This window comes from Pseudomonas entomophila (assembly GCF_029193575.1).
Lineage (GTDB): Bacteria > Pseudomonadota > Gammaproteobacteria > Pseudomonadales > Pseudomonadaceae > Aquipseudomonas > Aquipseudomonas entomophila_G.
The window spans coordinates 85,598-109,247 of the sequence record NZ_JARGCS010000024.1; the positions used below are offsets into that span (position 1 = coordinate 85,598).

Below are 23,650 nucleotides of genomic sequence, written 5' to 3' on the forward strand. Positions count from 1 at the left end.
CCCACAGGTTCACCGTTGGCCCTGAGAACTGCGGGGAACCTGCAGGCGCGGGCTTGCCCCGCGATTGGCCCTTACGCCAGGCGCGCGCCCAGCAACGGCGCCCACTCCCTGACCCCGCTATTGATGTTGACCCGCCGCTCGACCCGCACCCGCGCGCCCTCGAAGGCCAGTTGCAACACATCGCGGAATGCCGAGCGGGGGTAGATCCACTCCATTTCCAAGCGATCGGCCGACACCCAGTGCGCGCCAGCGATCACTGGCGCGTCACGCAGCGAATAGCCGTGGTGCAGTTGCGCGCCCGGCATCGAGCAGGTGCCGCTCAGCCATTGATCGAGGCCCACTTCGATGGCGTGGGTGCCCGTCTCATCGACCAGCTCCAGCACCAGGCGATCTGCCTGCTGGCGCAGGTTCAGGCGTTCGAGCCCATAGGGGTTGGCCTCCAGCGCATAGCTCAGCAGCGCGGGCAAGGGGGCGGTCGGCCGGGCGCTGGAGCGCAGGGGGCGTGGCGCGGCGAAGCGTTCGATGGTCTGGCGCAACCGTTCGTCGGCTTGCGCGCCCGCGCGCTCGCCCCGCAACGCGGCGCCCAGGTGGCGGTCGATGTACGGTGTCACCACGGCGGACTTCTCCATCGCCCCGAACACCGCCAGGGTGGCGCGCTCGCCCGGGATCACCGCAGCCAGCTGCGCGAACACGCCCACGGCGCTGTAGCCGTTGGCCGGGCGGTCGGTCCACCAGTGGTAGCCGTAGCGGCTGCCTTCACCGCCTTGCGGGCGGGTCGCGGCGCTCACCCACTCCGCCGACAACAGTTGGCGTCCCTGCCAGCGCCCACCCTCGCGGTGCAGCATGGCGAGCTTCAGGACATCCAGTGGCCGCGCGGTCAGGCCGTTGCCGCCGGGGTTGATGCCGTCTGGGCTGATGTCCCAGCTTTCCCCGGCGAAGCCCAGGGGCTGGAACAGCCGTGGCGTGAGGTACTGGTGCAGGGTCTGGCCGGTCACCTGGGTGAGGATCGCCGACAGCATGTAGCTGGCGGCGCTGGTGTAGACGAACGCCGTGCCCGGCTCGCTGACCAGTGGAATGCGGAAGAACTCCTCGACCCAGCTGCCGTCGATGCCGCGCCACACCGAGCCCGAGGTGTTGCCGCCGTGGCCGGTGCGCATGGTCAGCAACTGCTCGACGGTGATGCCGGCGCTACGCGGGTCGCTGGCCCGTGCGGCGGCTTCGGGGAAGAAGCGCGACAGCGGGTCGTTCAGGCGCAGCAGGCCGTCGTCGATGGCCAGGCCGATGGCGCAGGCGGCGAAGCTCTTGGTGATCGAGTGGGTCACCCGCGGGGTATGGGCGTTGTACGGCCAGCGCCAGGCGTCCACGGCGAGCAGGCCGTCGCGCTCGATCATCACCCCGTGCACCTCCAGGCCCGCTTCCTGCACCGCCTCCAGGAAGTCGGCGACCGCGTGGCCATCGATGCCCAGGGTGGAGGGCGCGGCGGTGGGCAGGTCGAAGGCGTTTGACTCAGGCATGGGCATTCCTCGTGGGTTCGGGGGCGGAGGGTCAGTCGGCGGAGCGCGGGTGGACCAGACGGCTGTACGACACCAGCATGCCGATGAACACCTGCGCCACGCTGGTCAGGGTGGCGTTCTTGCGGGTGATCAGGGCGACGTCGCGGTGGCTCAGGCGCTCCTCGATGGGGATCTGGATCAACGACGAGGAGAACAGCTTCAGCGACGGGATGATCTCCGGCTCGATGGTCAGGTAGTCGGTCTCGGCGACAATGTGCAGGGTTTCCAGCAGCGATTCGGTGGTAATGCCGATCTTCGGCGCACCCAGCCCGTGCGAGCGGAACAGCTCGATCAGGCGGCTTTCGGCACCGCCGACCAGGCCGTCGCGGCGCACGCTGATCCATTTGCACTGGGTCAGGTCGCGCACCGAGCGGGCGTCGCGCAGCGGGTGGTCGCGGCGCGCCAGCACCCCGGCGCGCGAGGCGTGCAGGCGCTGGATCGACAGGTCGATCTCCGCCACATGGGCGGGCAGGGCGCACAGGGCGAAGTCCAGGCGGCCTTCGCGCAGCTTCTCTATAAGGGTTTTCGACGAACCGCTGGTGACTTCCAGGCGCGTTTGTGGATGCTGTGCGGTAAAGCTCTCGAACACCGGCACCAGCAACTCCGCCAGCGGCTCGGAGGTCACGCCCAGGGCCACATGGCCCTGCGGTTCGCTGAGGGCGCGCACGTCGGCCATGGCGCGGTCGCAGTCGTGGAGGATGGCGCGGGCATGGGCGATGAAGCGCTGGCCGCTGTCGCTCAGCTTGATGCCCTGGTTGGTGCGGTGCAGCAGCGGCGCGCCAAGCTCGCGCTCCAGTGCCTGCACCGACTGGGTCAGGGTGCTCTGGGCAATGTTCAGTTGGCGGGCCGCGGCCCGGAAGCTGCCCATGTCGACCACGGAGCAAAAGGCGCGCAGGTGGGTCAAGGTCATCGGTCGTGCTCCGCGAAAGGGTGCATTGGATGGCTGCCATGGTAGAGAGCGATCGCTAAAGCTGTCAGCACGCTTTTGCAGATCCCGATTGTTTTGTTGGATCATCCGCGCCGCCGGTGCTTCCCGCGTTGAGCCTTGTTGCAGGGCCTTTTCCGGCGCCCTCTACGTAGATACTTAGGGAAAGCAACGAATTTAACGATTGCATAAGACGCTCATGATCGGAAATTGCGTGCTTACGCAATGCCGCCGGCTGAGACACGATGGCCTGGCACGGCTACTGAGGCCCCAAGGCGCGCATCGCCTTGGGTCTCGGTCATAAAAACAACAACGAGTTCCCGAATCGGGCATCACGACTTTTCGTAGCATCTGCCCCCGATTGTATGAACTCGAGCTGGAGGGGATACCTTGAGGAAGACACTGATTCTGACGGCCGGCCTGATGGCCGCCATCTGCGCCAACGCGCAGGCCCAGGGCACGCTGAATGTGGCGATGAACGCCGACATCCGCAGCACCCAGCCTGGCGTCAACCGCGACACCAACTCCGACGCCGTGGTACTGCACCTGTTCGAGGGCCTGGTGGCCTTCCGCGAGGATGCGACCGTCGGCCCACTGCTGGCCAGTGAGGTGACCACCTCCGCGGACGGCCTGACCTATACCTTCAAGTTGCGCGACGGCGTGACCTTCCACAACGGCAAGCCACTCACTTCCAACGAAGTGCTGTGGACCTGGAAACGCTACCTGAACCCGGCCACCCAGTGGCGCTGCACCGCCTCGTTCGATGGCAGCAGCGGGGCCAAGGTGGTCGACCTGCAGGCGCCCGACGAGCACACCGTGGTGTTCACCCTCGACCAGCCCAACGCGCTGTTCCTGGCCAGCATGGCCCTGCCCGAGTGCGGCGGCAGCGGCATCATCCACCCGGACTCGGTGATCGGCGACCAGTGGATGGCGCCCATCGGCACCGGCCCGTTCAAGCTCAAGGAGTGGAAGCCCGGCCAGTACCTGGACCTGGTCCGCTTCGATGGCTACAAGCCACGTGACGAGAAAGACGCCGACGGCTACACCGGCAACAAGTCCACCACCCTGGACCGCGTGCACCTGACCATCATCCCCGACCCGGCCGCCGCCAAGGCCGCGCTGCTGTCGCGCAACGTCGATATGCTCAACGACGTCAGTGCCCTGGAAGCCAAGGAACTGGAAACCCTGCCGGGCGTGCGTATCTCGGCCAGCACCACGATGTCCACCAGCGCCGTGCTGTTCCAGACCCAGGACCCGCTGTTCTCCGACGTGCGCATGCGCAAGGCCCTGGCCCACGCGCTGGACACCTCGACCATCGTCACCGCGCTGACCGAAGGCCGCTCCAAGCCGAACCCGTCGATGGTCGCCCTGGGCAGCCGTTACCACACCGCCGCGCAGAACGAAGGCTTTGCCTACTCGCCCGAGGAAAGCCGCCGCCTGCTCAAGGAAGCCGGCTACAAAGGCCAGCCGATCCAGCTGATCACCAACAAGCGCTACCCGAACATGTTCGACATCGCCGTGTACGTGCAGGCGATGGCCAGCCAGGTGGGCTTGAACATCCAGCTGCAGACCATGGAGTGGGGTACCCAGCTCGAGCGTTACCAGAGCGGCAACTACCAGGTGATGGTCTCGACCTACTCCGAGCGCCTGGACCCGGCCCTGAACTACGACGCCGCGACCGGCGACAAGGCCAAGGAGCCGCGCAAGGTCTGGGGCGACGCCAAGGCCCGCGAGCTGATCGCCGAAGCCCGCCGCGAAGGCGAGCCGGCCAAGCGCCAGGCGCTGTTCGACGAACTGCACAAGGACATGCTGCGCGACCTGCCCCTGATCCCGCTGTACAACGGCAATGCGATCACCGTCACCCGCGACTACGTCCAGGGCCAGCGCCCATGGCCGGTGTCCAAGCCGCGGTTGTGGATGATCAGCCTCGATAACCAAGGGAAGAGCTGACATGTTCCGGTACATCCTTCAGCGGCTGGGCATGGCGATACCGACCCTGCTGCTGATCGCGGTGGCGGTGTTCACCATCATTCGCCTGATTCCAGGCGACCCTGCGCTGCTGATGCTGGGCGACATGGCCGATGAACAGAGCCTGGCGGCTACCCGCCAGGCCCTGGGCCTGGACCAGCCCATGGCGGTGCAGTTCGTGATCTGGTTCAAGGCCGTCCTCAGCGGCGACCTCGGCCACTCCATCACCACCCGCGAGGCGGTGCTGCCGATGATGCTCGAGCGTTTCGAGGTCAGCTCCAGCATCGTCCTGCTAGCGGTCTTCCTGGCCAGCCTGATCGCCGTGCCGGCGGGCATGCTGGCAGCGTGGAAGCAGAACGGCGCGCTCGACCTGTCGGTGGTGGCCGTGGCCACCCTGCTGCTGTCGATCCCGTCGTTCTGGCTGGGCCTGCTGCTGCTTTATGGCTTCGGCATCAAGCTGGGCTGGCTGCCGATCGTCGGCTACGTGACCTTCGACCAGGATGCCTGGCAGGCCATGCGCTACATGATCCTGCCAGTGGCCACCCTGACCCTGGTGGAAATCGGCGCCATCACCCGCATGGCCCGTGCCAACGCCATCGAAGTGCTGCGCCTGGAGTACATCACCCATGCGCGGGCCAAGGGCCTGTCGGAAAGCACGGTGCTGTGGAAGCACGCCCTGCGCAACGCCTTCGCCCCGACCATGACGCTGATCGGCCTGATCCTCGGCAACCTGCTGGGCGGCATCGCGGTGCTGGAAACCGTGTTCACCCTGCCGGGCATCGGTCGACTGATGGTCGACGCGATCTTCGGCCGTGACTACCCGGTGCTGCAAGGCTGCCTGCTGCTGGTCACCTTCATCTTCGTGCTGGTCAACCTGCTGGTGGACCTGCTGTACCCACTGTTCGACCCACGGGTGAAGCTATGAGCAAGCCTCAGACTGCAACCCTGTCCGCCACGGACATGACCGCCAAGCCCGCTCCGCGCAGCCGCCGCCGGCCGCTGCCGATGAACGCCCTGGTGGGCCTGACCCTGCTCAGCCTGCTGGCCGTAGTGGCGCTGCTGGGCCTGATCTGGACCCCGCACGACCCGGTGCGCCTGGACCTGCTGGCGCGCCTGCAACCGCCGTCGTCCGCCCACTGGCTGGGCACCGACGAATACGGCCGCGACGTGCTCAGCCGGCTGATGGTCGGCGCCCACACCAGCCTTTGGGTCAGCCTGCTGACCGTGGTGGTCGCGGTCAGCTGCGGCACCCTGCTGGGCCTGTTGGCCGGCTACCTGCGCGGCAACGTCGACCGTGTGCTGATGATGATCAACGACACCCTGCTGGCGTTCCCCGGCATCCTCATGGCGCTGGCGCTGATGGCGATCATCGGCCCGAGCGAGTACGGCATCATCCTGGCCCTGAGCATTGCCTACACGCCCTCGGTGGTGCGGGTGGTGCGCAGCAGCGTGCTGTCGCTGCGCGAGCGTGAGTTCGTCGAGGCTTCGCGGGTGATCGGCAACTCCGAGCTGTACACCATGCTGCGCCACGTGGCGCCCAACTGCGTGGCCCCGGTGTGCGTGATCGCCACCAGCATGTTCGGTTGGACCATCCTTGCCGAAAGCTCGCTGAGCTTCCTCGGCCTGGGCGTGCCGCCACCCGCCGCGACCTGGGGCAACATGCTCGCCGCCAGCCGTCCGTTCATCGCCTCCGCGGGCTGGCTCGGCCTGTTCCCGGGGCTGTGCATCGCCCTCTCGCTGTTGGCCTTCAACCTTGCCGGCGACGCCCTGCGCGACCGCCTCGACCCGCGCATGAGGAGCCTGCGATGAGTCACAACCAAGCTTTGCTGGCCGTCGAGGGCCTGAAGATCCGTGTTGGCGTCGATGGCCCGGTGGTGGTCGACGACCTGTCGTTCGACATCGCCCCGGGGCAGATCGTCGCCCTGGTGGGTGAGTCCGGCAGCGGCAAGACCATGGCGGCGCGTGCGGCCATCGGCCTGCTGCCGATGCCCATGCAGGTCTGCGGTGGCGCCGTCCGCTTCCAGGGCCAGGACCTCAACACCCTGGCGCCCCAGGCGCTGCGTGAGATCCGTGGCGCGAAGATCGGCATGGTGTTCCAGGAGCCGATGGTTTCGCTGAACCCGGCGCTGCGCATCGGCGAGCAGATGGCCGAAGGCATGCGCCTGCACACCGAGTTCGACGAGGCGACCATTCGCGCCAAGTGCGTGCAGATGCTCAACGACATCGGCATCCGTGACGCCGAGCGTTGCCTGTCGGCCTACCCGCACGAGTTCTCCGGTGGCATGCGCCAGCGCATCATGCTGGCCTCGGTGATGCTGCTGCGCCCGGCGCTGCTGATCGCCGACGAGCCGACCACCGCGCTCGACTGCCTGGCCCAGCTGGACGTGCTCAAGCTGATGCTCGAGCTGACCCGCAAGCAGGGCACTGCCGTGCTGTTCATCAGCCACGACCTGTCGCTGGTGGCGCGCTATGCCCACAAAGTGGTGGTGATGCGCAACGGCAAGGAAGTCGAGCAGGGGCCGATCGACCAGGTGCTGCTCAACCCCCGCGCCGATTACACCCGCCAGCTGCTCGAAGCGCTGCCCAGCCGTGGCGAGCTGCCGCCGCTGCCGGTCGCCAAGGAGCCGCTGCTGCGCATCGACGGCGTGCAGATTAGCTACCCCGGCCCGCGCAAGCTGTGGCGCAAGGGCGAGGCGCGGCGCGTGGTGCACGGCGCCAACCTGCACATCGCCCCGGGCGAGACCCTGGCGCTGGTCGGCGGCAGCGGTTCGGGCAAGACCACCCTGGGCCGTGCCATCGTCGGGCTGGTCAAGCCCAGCGCCGGGCAGATCAGCTTCCATGGCCACGACATCGTCCAGGCCAGCAACCGCACGCACCGCTTGCAGTGCCAGATGATCTTCCAGGACCCGTTCTCCTCGCTGAACCCGCGCATGACCATCGGCCAGATCCTCGCCGAACCCCTGCGCCACGTCGCGGGCATGACCGCCGCGCAGCGCCGCGAGCGGGTGCTGGCGACCCTGGTCGACATCAACTTGCCCGAGCGCCTGATCGACCGTTTGCCCCATGAGCTGTCCGGCGGCCAGCGCCAACGCGTGGCGATCGGCCGCGCACTGGTGCGCCGACCGAGCCTGGTGGTGGCCGACGAGCCGATCTCGGCATTGGACATGACCGTGCAGAAACAGATCCTCGAGTTGTTCGAGCGTCTGCAAAAGCAGTATGGCTTCGCCTGCTTGTTCATCTCCCACGACCTGGCGGCGGTGGAACGCATCGCCCACCGGGTGGCGGTGATGTGCCAGGGCGACGTCGTCGAAATCGGGCCGCGCGACGAGATCTTCGATCGCCCACAGCATGCCTATACCCGGCAATTGCTGGCAGCGTCGTGCCCGTTGGAGAAGCTTGAGGGGGGCGGCTTCCGGCTGCGCCAGGTGCCCGCCACCGGCTGATCCATAGCACCTTGGTTTCACCTTCTTCACCAGGCGCCGACCCCCGGGTCCGGCGCCCAGGGGGAAGTCATGCCTGCAAAACGACCAACAACCAAAAAAAAAGTACAGGTGGGGAGCATTGACATGAACCGTAACTTTCACAAGATCCTGATTGGCGCCAGCGTCGTCACGGCATTGCCGGGCGCTGCGCAGGCCGAGTTCTTCAAGGACTCCAGCGCCAACCTGGATACCAAGAACTACTACTTCAACCGCGACTACCGCGAGGAAGCCAAGCAGTCCAAGCGCGATGAATGGGCGCAGGGCTTCACCTTCAACTTCCTCTCCGGCTACACCGAAGGCACGGTCGGCTTCGGCCTCGACGTCACCGGCATGCTCGGCATCAAGCTCGACTCCAGCCCGGACCGTTCCGGCACCGGCCTGCTGCTGCGCGGCAGCGATGGTCGCGCCAAGGACGAGTACTCCAAGCTCGGTGTGGCCGGCAAGGTGCGTTTCGCCAAGAGCGAGCTGCGCGTCGGCGAGCAGATCGCCAAGCTGCCGGTCCTGCAATCGAACACCAGCCGGATCTTCCCGCAGACCTTCTCGGGCACCGCGATCACTTCGAAGGACATCAGCAACCTGACCTTCACCCTCGGCCAGTACGACCGCATGCGCGACCGCGACTCGACCGACTACGAAACCATGGGCCTGACCGCTCAGAACGGCGCCTACAAGGCCGCGACCAGCAACAAGTTCCGCTTCGTCGGCGGCGACTACAACGTGCGTCCGGACCTGACCCTGAGCTACTACCACGCCGAGCTGTCGAGCCTGTACCAGCAGCACTTCGTCGGCCTCAAGCACGGCGTCAAGGTCGGCCCCGGCACCCTGCGCAGCGAACTGCGCTACTTCGCCGCCGATGAAGACGGCGCGGGCCTGGCTGGCAAGGTCGACAACCGTGCGCTGAGCACCCGCTTCAGCTACGAGTTGAACGGCCACAACTTCGGCATCGGCTACCAGAAGCAATACGGTGACACGCCGTTCACCTACGTGGATGGCTCCAACACCTACCTGTTCACCGAGTACCAGCTGGTCAACTTCTCGCAGACCAACGAACGCGCGTGGCACGCCCGCTACGAATACGACTTCGCCTCCCTGGGGCTGCCGGGCCTGACCTTCGGCATGCGCTACGCCAAGGGTGACGGCATCGAGACCACCAAGCTGGTCGGCGAGCACGGCCGCGAGTGGGAACGCGACCTGGACTTGAGCTACGTGATCCAGTCCGGCCCGGTCAAGGGCCTGTCGTTCCGCTGGCGCAACGCGAACCTCAACTCCAGCTACGCCAACGACATGAACGAAAACCGCTTCATCGTGGGATACACCTGGACGCTCTGGTAGCCGACAGCTAGCCCCGCGAGAGGTGGACTGCCTACTGCCTCCTGAACGACGCCGCCCGCGGCCATGGAACCTTGTATGAAACGACTCACACATTCATTGCTCACTGCCACGCCGGGGACACGGCGCGATGTTGTCAGCGAGCACTACGGCCCCGAGCAATACACCAGGAAGGTGTACATCCAGGCTTGCCTGCACGCCGACGAGACCCCGGCGATGCTGGTGGCGAGCGAACTGCGCCAGCGTCTGCTGGCGCTGGAGGCGGCGGGCCGGTTGGCGGCGCAGGTGGTACTGGTGCCGGTGGCCAACCCGGCGGGCCTGGGGCAGTTCATCATGGGCGCGCCGAGCGGGCGCTTCGAGCTGGGCAGCGGTCGTAACTACAACCGTGATTTCCCCTTCCCGCTGGAGGCGATCCTGCAGCGTGTGGAGGGCCAGCTCACGGACGACCCCGCGCACAACCTGCAGGTGGTGCGCGTGGCCTGGCGAGAAAGCCTGGAGGCGATCACCCCGCGCGACGAGATGGCCTCGCTGCAACGCCAGCTGATGCTGCTGGCCTGCGACGCCGAGCTGGTGCTCGACCTGCATTGCTCGCGCGAAGCGGTGATGCACCTGTACTCCTCCGAGTGGAGCTGGGCGCAGGTCGAGCCGCTGGCGCGCTACATCGGCTCGCAAGCCACGCTGCTGTCGGTGGACTCCCAGGCGCTGTCGTTCGATGAGGCCTTGAGCCTGATCTGGTGGCGCCTGCGTGAACGCCTGCAAGGGCAGTACCCGATCCCGCTGGGCAATGCCTGCGTGACCGTCGAGCACCGTGGGCAGCGTGACGTGGACGCCGACCTGGCACGCCAGGACGCCGACGCGATCATCGCCACCCTGGTGCACGGCGGGTTCATCACCGGCGAGCCCGAGCCCTTGCCCGAACTGCTGTGGCCAGCCACCCCGCTGGCTGGCAGCGAACAGTTCATCGCCCCGGTGGGCGGCGTGCTGGTGCACCGTGTCGCGTTGGGCACTCAGGTCAGCCCAGGCCAGGCGATGTTCGACCTGGTCGACCCGCTCAGCGGCGAGGTGACCACGGTGCACAGCGCCACCGCCGGGGTGCTGTACATGCGTCGGGACGTGCGCTTCGTGCGCCCCGGCGACCCGCTCGGTCGCGTCACCGGCCACGTGCCGGTGCGCACCGGCAAACTGCTTAGCGCTTGATCCAGGAATCATCATGAACATTGAAAGCATCATCGGCCGCGAACAGGCGTTCGGGGCCAACAACTACACGCCGCTGCCCGTGGCCATCGCCCGCGGGCGTGGGGCCTGGGTGGAGGACTGCGACGGCAAGCGTTACCTGGACATGATGTCCGCCTACTCGGCGGTGAGCCACGGCCACGCCCACCCGCGCATCGTCGCGGCGGCCATCGAGCAGCTGCAGAAAGTCAGCGTGGTGTCGCGGGCGTTCCACTCCGAGACCCTCGGCGACTTCCTCGAAGCGCTGTGCAAGATTTCCGGTTTCGACGCCGCGCTGCCAATGAACAGCGGCGCCGAGGCGGTGGAAACCGCGATCAAGGCGGCGCGCCGCTGGGGCTACCGGGTCAAGGGCATCGCCCGTGACCGCGCGCGCATCGTCACCGCCACCGACAACTTCCACGGCCGGACCAGCACCATCGTCGGCTTCTCCACCGAGCCGCAGTACAAGGATGGCTTCGGGCCGTTCTGCGACGGCTTCGACACCGCCACCTTCGGCGACATCGACAGCTTCCGCGCGGCCATCGGGCCTGAGACCTGCGCCGTGCTGATCGAGCCGATCCAGGGCGAGGCGGGCATCCGCGTGCCGCCGCAGGGCTTCCTGCGCCAGTTGCGCGAGCTGTGCGACAGCACCAATACCTTGTTGATCCTCGACGAGATCCAGTCGGGGCTGGGCCGCACCGGCAAGACCTTCGCCTTCGAGCACGAGGGCATTCGCCCGGACGGGCTGATCGTCGGCAAGGCGCTGGGTGGCGGCATCCTGCCGGTGTCGGCGTTCATCGCCAGCCGCGCGCTGATGGACCTGTTCGACCCGGGCAGCCATGGTTCGACCTTCGGCGGCAACCCGCTGGCGGCGGCGGTGGGGCTGGAGGCGCTGCGCGTGCTGGAAGACGAGCAACTGGCGCAGAACAGCGCCGAGCTTGGCGCCTACCTGCAACAGCGCCTGCGTGAGATGGCCGTGCCGTTCGTGCGTGATATCCGTGGCCGTGGGCTGTGGGTCGGGGTCGAGCTGGACCGCCCGGCGCGGCCTTACTGCGAGGCGCTGATGGCGCTGGGCGTGCTGGCCAAGGAAACCCACGAGACCGTGCTGCGCATCGCGCCGCCGCTGTGCATCAGCCGCGAGGAGCTGGACTGGGGGCTGGAGCGCATCCAGCAGGTACTGGTCGGCTGAGGCGGGCGGCCCCCTCGCGGGGCCAGCCCGCTCCCACAAAGGGCAATGCAGTCCTTGTGGAGCGGGCTTTCCCCGCGACAGGGCCAGATGCACAGGCTGACTGTCAGGCCGTCACAGGTTGTCGCTTTCCATCAATTCCCCCCGCCCGGTCTCCCCTAGATTGACTCCCAAGCAAGCCCCGAACCCACCAAGGGGCAGCGTCTGGGAGGAGACCCGCCATGCAGTCCGTCGATCAGATCAAGCACGCCAGTTCCACCGCCAACTGGGCCGAGCAGCGCCCTGAAACCGCCTTCACCCTGCCGTCTCGCTACTTCTTCGACGAGCAGATCTTCGCCGCCGAGCGCGACCGCATCTTCATGAGCGCCTGGCACCTGGCCGGCCACCGCAACGAATTCGCCGAACCCGGGCAATACGTGGTTTGCGACATCTTCGACCAGAGCGTGGTGGTGGCCTGTGGCAAGGATGGCCAGCTCAACGCCTTCCACAACGTCTGCCAGCACCGCGGCAACCGCCTGCTGGAAACCCGCCGCGGCACCGACACCCACGTGCTGCGTTGCGCCTACCACTCCTGGTGCTACGAGATGGACGGCAGCCTGCGCAGCGCCCCGCGCAGCGAGCGGCTGATCGCCTTCGACAAGCAGCAGTTCAACATCCCCAAGGTGCGCGTCGAGGAACTCGGCGGCTTCGTCTACTTCAACTTCGACGCCAGCGCGCCGTCGCTGGCCGAGCTGTTCCCCGGTGCCGACGAACAGATGCGCGCGGTGTTCCCCAACCTGGGCCAGATGCGCCTGATCGAGGAGCAGGACGTGATCGTGCCGGCCAACTGGAAGGTGATCATGGACAACTCCATCGAGGGCTACCACTTCAAGCTCTCCGGCCCCTGCCACATCGACCTGGCCAAGCTCATCGACTTCAAGGGCTACCGCCTGACCAAGCGCGACAACTGGTGGACCTACATCGCCCCGGCCAACCTGCAGGCCGACGCCGCCTACGGCGTGAAGCTCAGCGGCGCGCGCAACCCCGACGAGCGCTTCTTCAACATCGGCCTGTGGCCCAACAACACCTTCTACACCTTCCCGTATTCCGAGTTCCTCGGCACCTTCATCATGATCCCGCTGGACGCCGAGCGCTCGCTGCTGCGCTTTGGCTACTACAGCCCGCACGAGCAGGTGCCGGAGGTCTCCCACGCCTGCATGAAGTGGATGAACGAAGACCTCGGCCCCGAGGACATCGAGCTCAACATCAGCGTGCAGAAGGGCCTGCGCTCACTCGGCTACGACCAGGGCCGCTACATGATCGACGCCGAGCGCAGCAACGAGAGCGAGCACCTGGTGCACCACTTCCACAAGCTGGTGTTCGACGGCCTCGCCGCCGGCCGCTGACCCTCGCGCCTTCTCGTCATGGGAGAGCCCTATGCTCGGGCATGAATACGACTACGTGATCATTGGCGCCGGCTCGGCCGGCTGCGTATTGGCCAAGCGCCTGGGCGAAGACCCGGCGCTGCGCATCCTGGTGCTGGAGTCCGGCCCGCCGGACGCCAGCTGGACCATCGACATGCCCTCGGCGGTGGGCATCGTGGTCGGCGGCACGCGCTTCAACTGGCACTACACCAGCGAGCCGGAGCCGGGCCTCGACGGCCGGCGCATCGGCACCCCGCGCGGGCGCACCCTGGGCGGTTCGTCGTCGATCAACGGCATGGTCTACATCCGTGGCCATGCCCGCGACTACGACGGCTGGGCCGAGGGCGGCTGCGAGGGCTGGAGCTACCGCGAGGTGCTACCGTACTTCATCCGCGCGCAGCACCACCAGGGCGGTGCCGACGCCTACCGGGGCGGCGCCGGGCTGCTGCACGTCACCCCCGGCGACACCTCGCCGCCGTTGTGCCAGGCGTTCATCCAGGCCGGCGTGCAGGCCGGCTATGGCGTCAGCCACGACCTCAATGGCCAGCGCCAGGAAGGCTTCGGCCCGGTCGACCGCACCACCCGCGACGGCAAGCGCTGGAGCACTGCGCGTGGTTACTTGGGCGAGGCGCTCAAGGGCGGCAACGTCAGCGTGGCGACTTCGGCGCTGAGCCGGCGCATCTTGTTCGATGGCGACCGCGCCTACGGCGTGGAGTATGAGATGGACGGCGCGCTGCGCGAGGTGCGTGTCACCCGTGAGGTGCTGCTCAGCGCCGGGGCGATCAACTCGCCGCAACTGCTGATGCTCTCGGGCATCGGCCCGGCGCGTGAGCTGGAGCGCCTGGGCATCCCGCTGGTGCGCGACGTACCTGGGGTCGGCCAGCGCCTGAACGACCACCCCGACACCGTGGTGCAGTACCGCTGCAAGCAGCCAGTGTCGATCTACCCGTGGACCCGCGCGCCCGGCAAGTGGCTGATCGGTGCGCGCTGGTTCGCCACCCATGACGGCCTGGCGGCCAGCAACCACTTCGAGGCTGGGGCGTTCATCCGTTCGCGGGCCGGCGTGGAGTTCCCCGACCTGCAGCTGACCTTCATGCCGCTGGCGGTGCAGCCGGGCAGTGTCGACCTGGTGCCGGAGCATGCCTTCCAGGTGCACATCGACCTGATGCGACCGACCAGCCTGGGCAGCGTCAGCCTAACCAGCGCCGACCCGCACCAGGCGCCGCGCATCCTGTTCAACTACCTGAGCACTGAACGCGACCGCGCCGACATGCGCGCCGGTGCCCGGCTGGTGCGCGAGATCCTCGCCCAGCCGGCGATGCGCGCCTACGCCGGCGACGAGTTGGTGCCCGGCGCCGACCAGGTCAGCGACGCCCAGCTCGACGCCTGGGCACGGCGCGTCACCGAGACCGGCTACCACGCCAGCGGCACCTGCAAGATGGGCCCGGCGCACGATCCCGAGGCAGTGGTCGACCCGCAGCTGCGCGTGCATGGGCTGCGTGGCGTGCGGGTGGTCGATGCGTCGATCATGCCGCAGATCGTCAGCGGCAACACCAACGCGCCGACGGTGATGATCGCCGAGAAGGCCAGCGACCTGATCCGTGGCCAGGCGCCGTTGCCGGCCAACGATGCCCCGGTGTGGATTCACCCGCACTGGCGCGAGCGCCAGCGCTGAAAGGCGCTTGCCAACACCCGGCCCGCTGCGCTTGCATGCGCCCAGCGGGCCTATTCTATGAACGAGGCCGCGACCGATGCAGTCGCGGCCCATTGCCTAGCCGGGTGAACCATGAACCGAACCGAAACGCCCAGCCTCGACTGGCAGGGCCCCGCCAGCCCTCCCGTGCGCATCGGCATCCTGCTGTTGCCGTCGTTTTCCAACTTTGGCCTGGCGGCGCTGATCGAGCCGCTGTCGATCGCCAACTGGCTGGCCCAGCGCAGCCTGTTCCAGTGGACGCTGCTGTCGGTGGACGGCCAGCCGGTGCCAGCCAGCAACGGCCTGCTGGCCAGCGCCCAGGCGGGCATCGGCGAGTCGCCGGAGTTCGACGCCTGCGTGGTGATCGCCAGCTTCGACGTGCACCGCCACGCGCGCAACCCGGCGCTGAAGGCTTGGATCAAGCGCCAGGCGGCGTTCGGCGCGGTGCTGGTGGGCATCGAGACCGGCACCGAGCTGCTCGCCGCCGCGGGCGCCCTGGACGGCCACCCGGCGGCCGTGCATTGGGACAACTTGCAGGGCTTCCAGGAAAGCTACCCACGGGTGCAGGCCTGCGCGCAGCTGTATTCCCTGGGGCGTCGGCGGCTGACCTGCGCAGGGGCCACGGCGGTGCTGGACATGGTGCTGAACTGGCTGGACAACCTGGCCGGCGGCAACCTGGCGCGCGAGGTGGCGATGCACATGCTGATCGAGCAGGTGCGCGAGCCGCAGGTGGCGCAGGGGGAGGGGTATCGCCGCCAGGCCGGCAAGATGGGCCGCGCCATCGAGCTGATGGAGCAGCACCTGGAGGAACCGCTGAGCTGCGAGGCGATCGCCGAGCGGGTGTCGTTGTCGCGGCGCCAGCTGGAGCGCCAGTTCATGCAGCACACCGGGCTGACGCCGTTGAAGTATTACCTGAGCCTGCGCCTGGCGCGGGCGCACAACCTGTTGCAGCAGACCCGCATGAGCGTGGCCCAGGTGGCGGCGAGCGCGGGGTTTGGGTCGCTGGAGCATTTCTCCCGGGCGTACCGCGCCAAGTTCGGCTGTGCGCCGAGCAATGACCGCTCGCAGGTGCTGGGCGCGCCGGTGATGCGCCAGCCGTTGGCGCATGACCGGCCGCACCTGCCGTACTAGAGGGGCTTTTCGCGAGGGGGTCAGTGCATCATGCCCAGCTCGGCGTCATCCATCAGCGCCTTTGCCAGGGCGCTGAGGTAGTGCGAGGCCCAGACCAGTTGGGGGTTGTTGTCCAGCACGCCGCTGAGGGTCATGTCGCGCACGTAGCCCATCAGCTCCGAGGCCTGCTCGCGGGCGTGCTGGCAGGGGATGCCAGGTTCGATGCAGAACAGCGGTTGGGTCATGCCCTCGCCCTGGTAGAACTTGGTCTTGCCGACGGTGGTTTTCTGCGGGGTGTCGTCGTTGGTCATGGTTTGGTCTCCCTGGACTTTCTGTTGCCTGTGCGGGCCCTATCGCGGGGCCGCGCAGACGATGCATAACCTAATGCCGCACCTGCGAAACCGCGGGCATCTGCACCTGGATCAGCGCCGATTCAAGCAACACACGCAGCGCTTCGACTTCATGCATCGACGCCATCATCAGGATCGCGGCCGGGGCCTTGGGCTGCAGCAGGATCGCCTGATGCGCCACGGTCAATGCGCACAGGGCGTATTCGCTGGCCTGGATGAGGGTGTCTTCGAGGGAGTGATGATGGTGGGGTGGGTCGGGGACTATCTTCAGCATGGTAATTGTCCTGTTCTTAAATGAGGACCACCACCGCATGCTGTCAAACAAGAAGGTGGCGGCTGTGCATGGGTTGACAGACCGGTGAACAGAACCAAAAACCGGCGCACACGAGGTGCCCCACGCACAGCCGCCATGAAAGGCAAAGCCATGCGGTTTTGTTCAAGTCGGCCTGTCAAAGCCGGTCGCTGATTTCGCAACGACCGCCGGAGACTAGAAGCCAACCCAGACCACCGCAATGGCTCAAAGGGCCTGAAAGTATGTTTGGGAAATGGCCTACAAGGAATAAGGAAAGCCTTAGAAATCCTGTAAGAAATGCGGGGTCGCCATCGCGCAGACGATGCATAACCTAATGCCGCACCTGCGAAACCACAGGCATCTGCACCTGGATCAGCGCCGATTCGAGCAACACACGCAGCGCTTCGACTTTATGCATCGACGCCATCATCAGGATGGAGGCCGGGGTCTTGGGCTGTAGCAGGATCGCCTGATGCGCCACGGTCAATGCGCACAGGGCGTATTCGCTGGCCTGGATGAGGGTGTCTTCGAGGGAGTGATGATTGTGGGGTGGGTCGGGGACTATCTTCAGCATTGGTTTTCTCCAAGGAGGCAACCACAGTTCGCTGTCAAACAAAGGGTGGCAGCTGTGCATGGGTTGACAGACCGGTAGAAAACCTAAAACCCGGCGCACACGAAGTGCCCCACGCACAGCCGCCATATGAGGCAAGCCGTGAGATTTTCTAGTCGGCCTGTCAAAGCCGGTCGTTGATTCGCAACGACCGCCGGAGACTAGAAGCCAACCCAGACCACCGCAATGGCTCAAAGGGCCTGAAAGTATGTCTGGGAAATGGCCTACAAGGAATAAGGAAAGCCTTAGAAATCCTGTAAGAAATGCGAGGCCGCCATCGCGGGGCCTAGGCGATTCAGGACACCCGGTTACTCCCGGCCCCGCCCGAAATAGTTAGATCGCCTGAAGAGCAACCGCGTGGCGATCACCGTGAAAAAAATCGCCCAGAGCCCACCATCCAAGTGCATGACCTCACGAGCGCCCAATTGAGAGCAGGTGGTGATACCGGTTGTCATAAACACGACATAGAGCATGCGTCGCAACGTTTTGGACTGGCATGCCCAGTCAGCCAGGGTGCCTGCGATCAACGCATAGAGGACTAGATAGAGTTCTGCTTGCATGCACACTTCCCTTTGGTCGCCTTGTGGGCTGTCTCCGCAAGGCGCGGACGATGGCGGGCGGGAAGTTGTTCGTACATTCGGCTGGGTCTGGTTTTGTTGTGGGAAGTTTCTTTTTTGGAGGATGGGTGGCGCTGCTAAAGGGGCCTGGGAACGGGCGTGTTTCCGTGTTGTGAAGGCTGGCGTCATCGCGAGGCAAGCCCGCTCCAGGTACACCGCCGAATCTGAAGGCGGCGCCGCACCTGTAGGAGCGGCGGTGCGGCGATCCTACTTGCCCCGCGATGGCGTCCATCCAGGCGACGTGGTTGTTGCGGCTGGCGCTATCGCGGGACAAGCCCGCTCCTTCAGGGTCATCGCCGAATGCCTATACCTACAACCCCAGGTACCGCCGCACCGCCGGCACCCCCGGCTGCCCGTCGAAGGTGGTCACCCCCGCCAGCCAACCGTCCAGCACCTGCGGGTTGCGCACCAGCCACTCACGCGAGGCCAGCGCCGGCTTCTGCTTGTCGTTGAGGATCGCGCCCATGATCTGGTTCTCCATCCCCAGCTGGAACTCCAACTGCTTGAGCAGCATCGCCACGTTCGGGCACTGCGCACCATAGCCCTTGCGGGTATGGGTGTCGACCACCGCCGCGCCGTAGTCCGGCCCGAACTCGGCATCGCCGCCGCTCAGGTAGCGCATCGACAGCTGGGTGTTCATCGGGTGCGGCTCCCAGGCCAGGAACACGATCGGCTTGCGTGCACGCACCGCGCGGCGCACTTCCACGAGCATGCCGGCCTCGCTGGAGTCGACCAGGCGGAAGCCCTTCAAGCCATGTGCGTCCTTGTCGATCATGCCCTGGATGATCTGGTTGCCGTCGTTGCCAGCCTCGATGCCGTAAAGGCGCCCCTGCAACGGTTCGCGAAAGCTCGCGATGTCCTTGAAGTCCTTGAGCCCCGCGTCGTAGGCGTAGTCCGGCACGGCCAGGGTGTACTTGGCGCCGACCAGGTTGGTGCGCACCCGCTCGACCTTGCCGCTGTCGAGGAACGGCTTGGCGATCACCGCCATCGACGGCATCCAGGCGCCGAGGTAGACGTCGATGTTGTTCATCTCCATGGCCTGGTAGGCCACCGGGATCGACAGCATCTGCGTCTTGGTCTGGTAGCCCAGGCCCTGCAGCACCGTGGTGGCGAGGCCGGTGGTGGCGGCGATGTCGGCCCAGCCGACCTCGGCGAAGTTCACCGTCTTGCAGGCCGCGGGTTCGGCGGCCTGGGCGGTGGCGATGGACGCTGCGAGCAGCGTGGCGGCGATCAGGCTGTGCTGGGGCATGCGCGTGACTCCTGGGGGGGCGGGGGTGGTCAGGTGCGGTAGTCGGGTTCTTCCTGGTCGAGGATCTGCTGCAACGCGGCGAAGTGGCGCACCGCGAAATCCGGGTAGTCCTGCCACTGGCGCGCGGTCTTGCGCGCCACCTCGTCGCTGGCGATGCGCAACGGGCGGCCGGTGGAAAGCGCGGTGAGGTACAGCTCGCAGGCGCGCTCGAAGTAGTACAGGTCGTCGAACGCCTGGGCCACGCTGGGCGCGGCCACCAGCACGCCGTGGTTGCCCATCAGCAGGATCGGCTTGTCACCCAGCAGCCGGGCGACACGTTCGGCCTCGTCGCCCAGGCCCATGCCGTCGAACCCCTCGTCGATGGCCACGCGCTCGAAAAAGCGCATGGCGTTCTGCTCGATCGGTGGCAGGCGCGCGTCGGCCAGGCACGCCAGCGCGGTGGCGTACTTCGAGTGCACGTGCAGGATGCAGCGCGCGTGGCGGTGCTGGCGGTGCAGCGCGCCGTGCAGGGCCCAGGCGGTGATGTCCGGGGCGTCCGGGCGTTGCAGCGCGGCGGGGTCGTCGGCGTCGAGCAGCAGCAGGTCGCTGGCACGCACGCGCGAGAAATGCCGGCCATAGGGGTTGATCAAAAAGCGCCGGCCATCGTCGGACACCGCCAGGCTGAAGTGGTTGGCGATGGCCTCGTGCAGGCCCAGGCGGGCGGCCCAGCGAAAGGCGCAGGCGAGCTCGGCGCGTGCCTGCGCATGCGCCTCGGGGAAGGCGATGGGGTCGTGGTGCATGGCGGGTCCTCGGTGTCGGGCACCCTTCGCGGGCGCTGTCGGTACCTTCGAGTCTAGGGACGCGGCGGCGGGCGACTTGATGCGATGCGACCTGGGTTGTCGTTATTCGGCGGCGGGGTGGCGTGTCGCATTCGATCAAGTCGCGCGTGGGCGCCTGGCTATGGTGGGGCCAGAGCCATTCAGAACAGAGGAGAGGCCGCGTGTCAGACAAGCAACTGTTCATCGCCGGGCAATGGTGCGCCGCGCGCAACGGGCGCCAGCGCGCCATCGTCAACCCGGCCAGCGAGGCGCCGCTGGCCCACGTGGCCGATGCCGGCAGCGAGGAGGTCGAGGCCGCGATAGCCGCCGCCCGCGAGGCCTTCGACCACGGCCCCTGGCCGCAGCTGCCGGCCACCGAGCGCAGCGCCCTGTTGTTGCGCCTGGCCACGGCCATCGACGCGGACGCCGCGCAGCTGGCGCGCCTGGAAACCCTCAACACCGGCAAGACCCTCGGTGAAAGCGAGGCGGACATCGCCTGCGTGGCGGCGACCTTCCGCTACTACGCCGGCCTGCTCGAAGCGCGCACCGACCAGGCCCACCCTCACGCCCCGGCGCACGTCATCAGCCTGGCGCGGCACGAACCGGTGGGCGTGTGCGCGTTGATCGTGCCGTGGAACTACCCGCTGCTGCAGACTGCCTGGAAGCTCGCCCCGGCGCTGGCGGCGGGCAACACGGTGGTGCTCAAGCCCAGCGAGCTGACGCCGCTGACCGCCTTGCGTCTGGCCGAGCTGCTGGCGGCGCTGCCGCTGCCGCCGGGGGTGTTCAACCTGGTGTGCGGCGACGGCGCCGTGGGCGGGCAACTGGCGGCCAGCCCGCGTGTCGACCTGGTGTCGTTCACCGGTGGCGCGGCGGCGGGGGCCAAGGTGATGTGCGCGGCCAGTGGCAACTTCAAGCGCGTGGCGCTGGAGCTAGGGGGCAAGAACCCGAACATCGTGTTCGCCGATGCCGACCTGGACGTGGCGCTGGACCAAGCGCTGAACGCGGTGTTCTTCAATGCCGGGCAGGTGTGTTCGGCGGGCTCGCGGTTGTTGCTGGAGGCGTCGATCCACGACGCCTTCGTCGAGCGCCTGGCGGCGCGTATCGAGGCGATCGTGCTGGGCGATGGCTTCGATGCGCATACGCAGATGGGGCCGTTGATTTCGGCGGCGCATCGTGAGCGGGTGCTGGCGCTGGTCCAGGCGGCGCAGGGGGAGGGCGCGCGGTTGCGTGCGGGCGGCGTGGTGCCTGCCGGGGCGCGGTTCGAGCAGGGGTTCTGGCTACGGCCGACGTTGCTGACCGAGGTGCATGCGGGCATGGGTATCGCCCGTGAGGAGATCTTCGGGCCGGTGATCACCGTGGAGCGTTTCGAAGGGGAAGAGCAGGCGCTGCGGCTGGCCAACGACACGGTCTATGGGCTGGCCGCGGGCGTTTGGACCCGCGACCTGGCACGGGCCAACCGCCTGGCGCGGCGGTTGCGGGTCGGGACGCTATGGATCAACGACTACAACGCGGCGTTTCCCCAGGCGCCGTGGGGGGGCTTCAAGGCCAGTGGGATCGGGCGTGAGCTGTCGCTGGCGGGGCTGGAGGAGTTCAGCGAGGTGAAGCATGTGTACCTGAACTGTGAGCCGCAGGGGCTGGGCTGGTTTGGGTGAACTGGGGCGGCGGCGACCTCGCCGCAGCCTATCCACACATCGAAAAAGCGGCGACGCCTCACAAGGCATTGCGCCTCCGGGGTTATCCTGCATCTGTAGGATAGCCGTCGTCCATTTCCTTGGAGATACTCGTTTCAGGCCCTGCCCTTCAAACGTGGCCGCTCACTGATGACTGGGAACCGCCTGACGGTTCACATAAAAATAACAAAGTCGCAGCCAGGTATTTGCCATGAGCACCCATGATGATCATTGCATCCGTGCCAGCCATCTTGCCGCGTTCAACGCTTTGGCGCTTGAGCTGCAACGGCTGGCACAGGACGAGCCGCTGTCGAACTTCCACCGCCAGGCGTTGCTGCGCTTGCAAGGGCTGGTCGGTTTCGACAAGGCCTGGTGGGGGCGTGCCGCCGTGATCGACGGCCTGCCGGAAGAGCACAGTAGCCACCTATTCCAGCTCCCCGAGGCTTACGTGGACGATTGGCTGTCGATCCGTGAGCAGGACATCACCGTGTCCCTCGTGCATGCCAACCCTGGGCGCTCGGTCGTTATCGACAGCCAGGCCCAGGAGACGCCAGCGGGCCTTCGTTGGCTGGGGCAGAAGTACGCTTTCGGGGAATTCCTCTGCGTCATCCATATCGACCTGCAGACCCAGCTCAGGGAGCACCTGACGCTCTACCGCAAGGCCACGGATGCGCCGTTCACGGCGACCGACCAGTTATTGCTCGATCATCTGATGCCGCACCTGGTCGCCGCCGAAGGTGTCAGCCAGGTGCGTGCCCTGGTCGCGCTGCGCGAGACCCTGGATGGGCCCAATACCCTGTCCGTGGCCATCTGCGACCGCCAGGGCATCCTGCACTACGCCGAGCGCGGCTTCGTCCAGCGCTTGCTGGTCGAGTACCCCGACTGGAGCGGGCCGCGCCTGCCCCGGGAGGTCAGCCCCGGCGGCTACCATGGGCGTCGCCTGATCGTCGATTCCAGCCAGGTCGGTGACCTGTACCTGCTGATCGCCCACCCCTGCTCGGCCCTGGCGCAGCTCAGTGCGCGCGAAGAGGCCGTGGCCAAGCGTTTCGGAGGTGGCAGTACCTACAAGGAAATCGCCCGTGACCTGGGCCTGGCGCCCAATACCGTTCGCCACCATATCCGAAGCATCTACGGCAAGCTGGGCGTCAACGGCAAGGCCGGTATCGCACACCTGTTGCATCCCCCCCTCAGCTAGCCCTGTTCGTCCCTACCCGTTGTAACCCAACCCTCCACTGAACCGTTTTCAGACCCGCCCGCCGTCCATGACAGCGGGGTTGGGGAAGATTTGCCTGCCGATTGCCACCACCACGATAACTCGACAGAGGATCACTCCCATGCTGTACCGTTGCGTGCAATTGCTATCGATCGTTGGAGTCCTCGTCCTGGGCAATGCCCAGGCGGCTGACTTCAACGCTCGGGACTTCTTCTCGGCGCCTGCAGGGACCAGCGCTGCCATCGTTTATCTGCCGGTCACGCGGGCCAATGAATTCCGCGGCGCTAACGGCAGTGACAAGCACGCCGACCTCTCGGTCAACGCGCTGGTCTATCGCCAGATCTGGTTCAGTGACCTGTGCGGCACGCTGTGCACGCCTCAGTTCGTCGTGCCCTACGTCGACATCGATGCACGCCTGCCCGGGGCGAACGGCAGCGCCCATGAGCGCGGCATCGGCGACCCGCAGATCGGCGGCACGTTGTTCTTCATCAACGACCCCCAGTCACGCACCTACAGCGGCCTGCTGACCATGCTCAGCGTGCCGGTCGGTGAGTATCACGGGCGCAACCCGGATGTGTCGCCAGGCACCAACCGCTGGGGCCTGACGTTCAACTACAACTACACCCAGGGCGTTGGCGAGAAGTGGGTGCTCGAGGCCAACCTTGAAGCCCAGCTCTACGGCAAGAACGATGACTACTACGGCGTCGACTTCGAGCAGAAGCCCCTCTACCGCCTGCAGGCATTCGCCTCTTACGACTTCACCCCTGCCACGTATGGCGCACTTCGCCTGATTCATGCCGACGGTGGTGAACTGAAGATCAACGGCAATGCGATCGACGATACCCATCAACGCTATACCCAGGTCGGTTTCGAAGTCGGCCACTGGCTGGACCGCAGTAACCAGGTGCTGCTGGGTTTGACACGCAACGTGGCCAGCGACAACGCCTTCGTCCAGAACAACCTCCTGTTGCGCTTCGTCCACGTGTTCTGA

At 66.7% G+C, this 23,650-nt stretch carries 21 protein-coding genes; 13 read left to right on the top strand and 8 right to left on the bottom strand.

What is annotated here, in order from left to right; translation table 11 throughout:
* Positions 1-71: 71 nt before the first annotated feature.
* On the bottom strand, positions 72-1,514 hold the full coding sequence (locus tag P0Y43_RS11575; protein WP_275637397.1) for a serine hydrolase domain-containing protein: 1,443 nt from the start codon (positions 1,512-1,514) through the stop codon (positions 72-74).
* Between the two features lie 31 nt (positions 1,515-1,545).
* Positions 1,546-2,463, bottom strand: coding sequence for a LysR family transcriptional regulator (locus P0Y43_RS11580; protein ID WP_275637398.1), 918 nt, complete (start codon positions 2,461-2,463; stop codon positions 1,546-1,548).
* A 405-nt stretch (positions 2,464-2,868) separates the two neighbouring features.
* Here P0Y43_RS11580 and P0Y43_RS11585 point away from each other — a divergent pair, with 405 nt between their 5' ends.
* From P0Y43_RS11585 to P0Y43_RS11630, 10 genes are all read left to right on the top strand, one after another.
* On the top strand, positions 2,869-4,428 hold the full coding sequence (locus P0Y43_RS11585) for an ABC transporter substrate-binding protein (protein WP_275637399.1): 1,560 nt from the start codon (positions 2,869-2,871) through the stop codon (positions 4,426-4,428).
* A 1-nt stretch (position 4,429) separates the two neighbouring features.
* Positions 4,430-5,371, top strand: a complete 942-nt coding sequence (locus P0Y43_RS11590) for an ABC transporter permease (RefSeq protein WP_275637400.1) — start codon at positions 4,430-4,432, stop codon at positions 5,369-5,371.
* A 35-nt stretch (positions 5,372-5,406) separates the two neighbouring features.
* On the top strand, positions 5,407-6,255 hold the full coding sequence (locus P0Y43_RS11595) for an ABC transporter permease (protein ID WP_430540245.1): 849 nt from the start codon (positions 5,407-5,409) through the stop codon (positions 6,253-6,255).
* Positions 6,252-7,889: a dipeptide ABC transporter ATP-binding protein gene (locus tag P0Y43_RS11600; RefSeq protein WP_275637402.1), complete on the top strand. Its 1,638-nt coding sequence runs from the start codon at positions 6,252-6,254 to the stop codon at positions 7,887-7,889. The genes P0Y43_RS11595 and P0Y43_RS11600 overlap by 4 nt, the downstream gene beginning before the upstream one ends.
* 123 nt (positions 7,890-8,012) lie before the next feature.
* Positions 8,013-9,260: an OprD family porin gene (locus P0Y43_RS11605; protein ID WP_275637403.1), complete on the top strand. Its 1,248-nt coding sequence runs from the start codon at positions 8,013-8,015 to the stop codon at positions 9,258-9,260.
* 75 nt (positions 9,261-9,335) lie between these two features.
* Entirely contained in the window at positions 9,336-10,454 is a 1,119-nt protein-coding gene (locus P0Y43_RS11610; protein ID WP_275637404.1) for a succinylglutamate desuccinylase/aspartoacylase family protein, read from the top strand.
* Positions 10,455-10,467: 13 nt separating this feature from the next.
* Positions 10,468-11,658, top strand: a complete 1,191-nt coding sequence (rocD, locus tag P0Y43_RS11615) for an ornithine--oxo-acid transaminase (RefSeq protein ID WP_275637405.1) — start codon at positions 10,468-10,470, stop codon at positions 11,656-11,658.
* Between the two features lie 218 nt (positions 11,659-11,876).
* Positions 11,877-13,040: an aromatic ring-hydroxylating oxygenase subunit alpha gene (locus P0Y43_RS11620; protein ID WP_275637406.1), complete on the top strand. Its 1,164-nt coding sequence runs from the start codon at positions 11,877-11,879 to the stop codon at positions 13,038-13,040.
* Between the two features lie 31 nt (positions 13,041-13,071).
* Positions 13,072-14,733, top strand: coding sequence for a choline dehydrogenase (locus P0Y43_RS11625; RefSeq protein WP_275637407.1), 1,662 nt, complete (start codon positions 13,072-13,074; stop codon positions 14,731-14,733).
* A 111-nt stretch (positions 14,734-14,844) separates the two neighbouring features.
* Positions 14,845-15,882, top strand: a complete 1,038-nt coding sequence (locus tag P0Y43_RS11630; RefSeq protein WP_275637408.1) for a GlxA family transcriptional regulator — start codon at positions 14,845-14,847, stop codon at positions 15,880-15,882.
* Positions 15,883-15,902: 20 nt separating this feature from the next.
* On the opposite strand, the gene P0Y43_RS11635 is transcribed toward P0Y43_RS11630, so the two are convergent.
* The 6 genes from P0Y43_RS11635 to P0Y43_RS11660 all read right to left on the bottom strand — a co-directional run bounded on the left by P0Y43_RS11635 (position 15,903) and on the right by P0Y43_RS11660 (position 19,758).
* Entirely contained in the window at positions 15,903-16,172 is a 270-nt protein-coding gene (locus P0Y43_RS11635) for a DUF3077 domain-containing protein (protein ID WP_275637409.1), read from the bottom strand.
* Between the two features lie 70 nt (positions 16,173-16,242).
* Complete coding sequence (locus tag P0Y43_RS11640; protein WP_275637410.1) at positions 16,243-16,485, bottom strand: hypothetical protein; 243 nt, start codon at positions 16,483-16,485, stop codon at positions 16,243-16,245.
* 349 nt (positions 16,486-16,834) lie between these two features.
* Positions 16,835-17,077 carry a hypothetical protein gene (locus tag P0Y43_RS11645; RefSeq protein ID WP_275637411.1) on the bottom strand — a complete coding sequence of 81 codons (243 nt, stop codon included), beginning with the start codon at positions 17,075-17,077 and terminating at the stop codon, positions 16,835-16,837.
* Between the two features lie 344 nt (positions 17,078-17,421).
* Positions 17,422-17,673: a hypothetical protein gene (locus P0Y43_RS11650; RefSeq protein WP_275637412.1), complete on the bottom strand. Its 252-nt coding sequence runs from the start codon at positions 17,671-17,673 to the stop codon at positions 17,422-17,424.
* Between the two features lie 367 nt (positions 17,674-18,040).
* Complete coding sequence (gene choX, locus P0Y43_RS11655) at positions 18,041-18,979, bottom strand: choline ABC transporter substrate-binding protein (RefSeq protein ID WP_275637413.1); 939 nt, start codon at positions 18,977-18,979, stop codon at positions 18,041-18,043.
* A 29-nt stretch (positions 18,980-19,008) separates the two neighbouring features.
* A complete protein-coding gene (locus P0Y43_RS11660; protein ID WP_275637414.1) occupies positions 19,009-19,758 on the bottom strand; it encodes a class II aldolase and adducin N-terminal domain-containing protein in 750 nt (249 codons plus the stop codon).
* 200 nt (positions 19,759-19,958) lie between these two features.
* On the opposite strand from P0Y43_RS11660, the gene P0Y43_RS11665 reads away from it, so the two are divergent.
* From P0Y43_RS11665 to P0Y43_RS11675, 3 genes are all read left to right on the top strand, one after another.
* On the top strand, positions 19,959-21,428 hold the full coding sequence (locus tag P0Y43_RS11665) for an aldehyde dehydrogenase family protein (RefSeq protein WP_275637415.1): 1,470 nt from the start codon (positions 19,959-19,961) through the stop codon (positions 21,426-21,428).
* Between the two features lie 229 nt (positions 21,429-21,657).
* Positions 21,658-22,641, top strand: coding sequence for a helix-turn-helix transcriptional regulator (locus tag P0Y43_RS11670; protein WP_275637416.1), 984 nt, complete (start codon positions 21,658-21,660; stop codon positions 22,639-22,641).
* Positions 22,642-22,780: 139 nt separating this feature from the next.
* Positions 22,781-23,650 (top strand): transporter, encoded by an 870-nt coding sequence (locus P0Y43_RS11675; RefSeq protein ID WP_275637417.1) that lies wholly within the window; start codon positions 22,781-22,783, stop codon positions 23,648-23,650.

What these genes read in the sequence shown, in the direction of transcription:
- P0Y43_RS11575 (WP_275637397.1), bottom strand. Translation starts at nt 1,514, where the DNA reads ATGCCTGAGTCAAACGCCTTCGACCTGCCCACCGCCGCGCCCTCCACC.
- P0Y43_RS11580 (WP_275637398.1), bottom strand. Translation starts at nt 2,463, where the DNA reads ATGACCTTGACCCACCTGCGCGCCTTTTGCTCCGTGGTCGACATGGGC.
- P0Y43_RS11590 (WP_275637400.1), top strand. Translation starts at nt 4,430, where the DNA reads ATGTTCCGGTACATCCTTCAGCGGCTGGGCATGGCGATACCGACCCTG.
- P0Y43_RS11595 (WP_430540245.1), top strand. Translation starts at nt 5,407, where the DNA reads ATGACCGCCAAGCCCGCTCCGCGCAGCCGCCGCCGGCCGCTGCCGATG.
- P0Y43_RS11600 (WP_275637402.1), top strand. Translation starts at nt 6,252, where the DNA reads ATGAGTCACAACCAAGCTTTGCTGGCCGTCGAGGGCCTGAAGATCCGT.
- P0Y43_RS11605 (WP_275637403.1), top strand. Translation starts at nt 8,013, where the DNA reads ATGAACCGTAACTTTCACAAGATCCTGATTGGCGCCAGCGTCGTCACG.
- P0Y43_RS11610 (WP_275637404.1), top strand. Translation starts at nt 9,336, where the DNA reads ATGAAACGACTCACACATTCATTGCTCACTGCCACGCCGGGGACACGG.
- rocD (WP_275637405.1), top strand. Translation starts at nt 10,468, where the DNA reads ATGAACATTGAAAGCATCATCGGCCGCGAACAGGCGTTCGGGGCCAAC.
- P0Y43_RS11620 (WP_275637406.1), top strand. Translation starts at nt 11,877, where the DNA reads ATGCAGTCCGTCGATCAGATCAAGCACGCCAGTTCCACCGCCAACTGG.
- P0Y43_RS11625 (WP_275637407.1), top strand. Translation starts at nt 13,072, where the DNA reads ATGCTCGGGCATGAATACGACTACGTGATCATTGGCGCCGGCTCGGCC.
- P0Y43_RS11630 (WP_275637408.1), top strand. Translation starts at nt 14,845, where the DNA reads ATGAACCGAACCGAAACGCCCAGCCTCGACTGGCAGGGCCCCGCCAGC.
- P0Y43_RS11635 (WP_275637409.1), bottom strand. Translation starts at nt 16,172, where the DNA reads ATGACCAACGACGACACCCCGCAGAAAACCACCGTCGGCAAGACCAAG.
- P0Y43_RS11640 (WP_275637410.1), bottom strand. Translation starts at nt 16,485, where the DNA reads ATGCTGAAGATAGTCCCCGACCCACCCCACCATCATCACTCCCTCGAA.
- P0Y43_RS11645 (WP_275637411.1), bottom strand. Translation starts at nt 17,077, where the DNA reads ATGCTGAAGATAGTCCCCGACCCACCCCACAATCATCACTCCCTCGAA.
- P0Y43_RS11650 (WP_275637412.1), bottom strand. Translation starts at nt 17,673, where the DNA reads ATGCAAGCAGAACTCTATCTAGTCCTCTATGCGTTGATCGCAGGCACC.
- choX (WP_275637413.1), bottom strand. Translation starts at nt 18,979, where the DNA reads ATGCCCCAGCACAGCCTGATCGCCGCCACGCTGCTCGCAGCGTCCATC.
- P0Y43_RS11660 (WP_275637414.1), bottom strand. Translation starts at nt 19,758, where the DNA reads ATGCACCACGACCCCATCGCCTTCCCCGAGGCGCATGCGCAGGCACGC.
- P0Y43_RS11670 (WP_275637416.1), top strand. Translation starts at nt 21,658, where the DNA reads ATGAGCACCCATGATGATCATTGCATCCGTGCCAGCCATCTTGCCGCG.
- P0Y43_RS11675 (WP_275637417.1), top strand. Translation starts at nt 22,781, where the DNA reads ATGCTGTACCGTTGCGTGCAATTGCTATCGATCGTTGGAGTCCTCGTC.